The following is a 3,734-nucleotide window of genomic DNA, read 5'->3' as shown; positions in this document are numbered from 1 at the left end:
AATTGATAAGATTATTTCAAGCACATCTTGGGAGAAAACAATACTATTACGGAAAATTAAAAAGGGTATAAGGAGTTAGATAGTCTCTCTATACCTATATGAAAAAGGGTGTTTAGCATGGCTGAATTTAGGGATAACTGGTTATCAACATTAAAGGGACCAATTCCTCAGAAAGCTTTAGGTAATAAGATGAGTATGTACGCAATAGCATTAGAAGGGTGGAGAAGAGGTTTAATTTTAAAGTTTAGACACACCTTCAATGAGAAGGAGGGCAGAGTTAAGGTTGTGTATTCATTAAGTTATAAAGGTAAAAAACACAACTTTGCTGTTTCAAGAGGAGATTTGGTTTCAAAGGAAGCAATAAATATTTGTATTGATAAAGACAAGACTAAATCTTATTTGCTGAAGGAAAATGTACCTGCACCCTATGGTAAGGGGTTTACTGCTGATACAAAAGATGAGGCTATTATTAATTATGCTGAGTCAATTGGATATCCTTTGGTAATTAAACCAATTGATGGTCTTAGTGGTAGAGGGGTTATGGTGAACTTAAAGAACAAAGGTGAACTAGAAAAGGCGCTTAAACATGTAAGGTATCAACTAAATTATAAAGAGGTAGTTGTCGAGAAATTTGTTACAGGTGAAGATTCTAGAGTATATGTTATAGGAGATAAGGTTGTAGGTGCTGTGACAAGAATCGCTGCAAATGTTATCGGAAATGGTAAAGATACTATACAAGAACTTATTGACAAGAAAAATATTGAGAGAAATAATAACCCTAACCATTATAAACGACCAATTAAAATTGATAATAAAGTAAAGGAGTATTTAGGAACTTATGACTTAGATTTAGATAGTATACCTAAAGATGGTGAAAGAGTTTATTTAAAAAAGACTAGTAATGTATCAGATGGTGGAGAGCCTATAGATATTACTGATATCCTAACAGATGAGATGAAAGAAGTTGCAGTAAATGCAATGAAAGCAATTCCTGGCTTAGTTCATTGTGCAGTTGATATGCTAGTGGATAATGAAAAAAATACTGCTTCTGTAATAGAGATTAACTCAAAGCCGCAGATAGGAGCGCATTTATTTCCTGTTGAAGGTAAGGCAAGAAATATTCCGAAGGAAATCATAGATTATTATTTTCCAGAAACAAAGGATTTAAAAACCAATACATCATATTTCTTTGATTTTGACGCTTACTTAGATCCACTCTTAACAGGGGCTGCTAAGGAAGTCACTGTTAAAAAGGTTCCTGAAAAACAAACAGTTACTAAAAAGTTTGAAGTTAATGGACCTGCTCGCGGATCGGGTTATTTAACCTTTATTAAAAAGAGTGCTTTACGAAATAGATTAAACGGGTATGTTAAACGTGTAGGAAAAAGTAAAGTATCAATAGTTGTTGCGGGAAAAAGAAAGAATATCGAGACTTTTGCGGAATTTATCAAAGATAACAAACCTCCTAAGGCTGAAATAAAAGAATTGAAAGAGAAAAGCTGGAATGAACCAGTTAAATTAGGCTTTGAGGTTGCTCAAAGTAAGAAAAAGGTTTCTGCTCGTAAACTACGGAGTCAAATTGCAGAGATGAACGAGACACTTGAGGATTATAAATATGAACTCATGGAAATTAAAGAAGAGAATAAAAAATTAAAGCATAAGAATGGAGAACTAGAGAGTAGCAAGTCCTTTAGGTATACAGCTCCATTCAGAAAGGTTTCTTCAAAAATCATGAAAAACAGAACAGAGGATTAATCCTTTGTTCTGTTTTCTTTTTTGGAGATAATTGAAATTGATTTGATATATGCTTGCTCATTAACATCTTTAGCTTGTTCAATAAATCGATATAAGTCCTCTTCATCACAGTATATATCTGCACGAACAATCCTTTTATGCTTAAGGTTTAAAGCTTTAGTTTCTATACCTAACTCATTCCCTAGAGTCTTTAGTGCTTTTCTCATACCAACTTTTTGAACTTCTCCATAGAAATAAACTTTAAACGAGTTTTTCTGACTGGATAATTTATTATTGTGATTTATTATAGTAGGCATTGTTTTAACATTGCTTCCGAACCCAGATAAGTATTTACAATATAATAAATTAGTTGATTTGATTTTCTTATATGTCTTGTGTGACTCATCTAAGTTATTTTCCAATGTATCGTCTGGGAACCTTAAGTTCACTTCTATGAGCCAAATTTTGAAATCCTTGTCTATTGCAAGATCCAATGCCACTTTTCCAAAATGTTTACTAGTTAGCTCTAACGCCTCAATAATTTTGTTACCAGCTATTAGAAGTTCTTCTTTTAAGTTTTTGATTTGTTGAGAGTCAGCATTATAATAGTTTTTAAGAGCATCAGAGGGGAAGACCACTTTACCGCCAGCTTTATAGTTACTAACTATGCTATTATCACCACTAACCCTTGTTACAAACATAATATTATTCCAGTTACCATCGATTCCTTTGTCATACCCAAGTCGAAAATCCATAACTCTATTTTTGAATTTTAAATCAATTGTTTCTTGAATAATAAATTTTTTAGGTTCTAGGTTACTATTAAAGAAGCTAATGATTTCATCATTAGTATTGTATTTATTTACGGTTGTTTGTTTATTGGCCGTTGTTTTTACTACAAAATTGTTTTGCTTATCAATATAAACATTAAATATACCGGCACCTTGTTTTCCAGCAATAGGTTTTATATATATATCATTGTATCTATATAGTAAATCTAGAGCATCTTGACTGTTATTATATATTTTAGTTAAAGGCAAGTATGAATTCACACTCTTATTGTTTTTTAAACGCTCATACATATCCCATTTTTCAAAGTACTTATAGTTAAACATCTTGTTTTTATATATTGAACTTAGGTATTCTCGCTGTGTTTTGTTCATCACTCCACGTTTAAAGACCATAGAAGGATAAGGGAGTGTTGTATATACCCAAATCTTTCTTTGAGGTTCATAATAAAATCCTTCAACTGTTAAGTTATCCTTATTTAAAGAATCGTAACAAAATACAAATATAACACCGTTAACCTGATTATACTCATCAGCGAAGCCTTGCATCAAACGTACTCTTCGTTTAAGAGATAACATCCTTTGACCTGCATAAATTCCAATTATTGGTCCAAGGACAATTTCGTTGTCTTCAACTTTTACATCATAATTACATGTCGTCGGGATGTTAAGAGAACTAACGATATTAGAGGAGAGTAATATTTGATTATCTTCAAGTTTATTATCAAGCTTTATATCTAAATCCTTAATTTTATATCCAAAACGAAGAGAAGTATCTTTTAGGAAAGGAATGTCTAACTTTTGTGCTAACTGATCATTAAGATATATAGTGTTCTTGTCTGAAACGGTATTAATAACAATTTTTTCCATTATTAGTCCCCTTTTATACTAAGTATTATTCATTTAATATTATACACTTTAAAATATGAATTAAAAGTACCTTGAAAATATTGTCGTTTTATTTGATAATTGTCATACAAAGGAGGTGACTGCGTGAGTCTTAAATTAAATAGTAAATTTCTTTTAATAACTTTATTCGTACTAGTTATTTCAAATATTTTAGTAGACGAATATCCAAGTTTATATGCATCAGAAGAAGATGAAAACGGTGAGGATTTAATCAGTATTAAAGAAGATTTAGTGACTTTGGGGTTTGCAGATTGGGAAAACCCTAATGGTGATCTAGATGATGAAACAGTTAAGATAATAGAG

Annotated in this window: 3 protein-coding genes; 2 read left to right on the top strand and 1 reads right to left on the bottom strand. The window is 31.4% G+C overall.

Features of this window, described 5'->3' with window-relative positions; all coding sequences use genetic code 11:
• Positions 1 to 117 precede the first annotated feature (117 nt).
• Entirely contained in the window at positions 118 to 1,755 is a 1,638-nt protein-coding gene (locus A194_RS18830; protein WP_017187689.1) for an acylphosphatase, read from the top strand.
• Here A194_RS18830 and A194_RS0115400 read toward each other — a convergent pair.
• Positions 1,752 to 3,392, bottom strand: a complete 1,641-nt coding sequence (locus A194_RS0115400) for a YheC/YheD family protein (protein WP_017187688.1) — start codon at positions 3,390 to 3,392, stop codon at positions 1,752 to 1,754. The genes A194_RS18830 and A194_RS0115400 overlap by 4 nt on opposite strands.
• Before the next feature lie 123 nt (positions 3,393 to 3,515).
• Between A194_RS0115400 and A194_RS18825 the strand changes: the two genes are divergently transcribed.
• Positions 3,516 to 3,734: hypothetical protein (locus A194_RS18825; protein ID WP_040403183.1), on the top strand; the 219-nt coding region annotated here is incomplete at its 3' end.

Source organism: Alkalibacillus haloalkaliphilus C5 (assembly GCF_000269905.1).
Taxonomy (GTDB): domain Bacteria; phylum Bacillota; class Bacilli; order Bacillales; family Alkalibacillaceae; genus Alkalibacillus; species Alkalibacillus haloalkaliphilus_A.
Note: the sequence above shows the minus strand (reverse complement) of the source record. Positions and strands in the feature narration are given on the sequence as shown.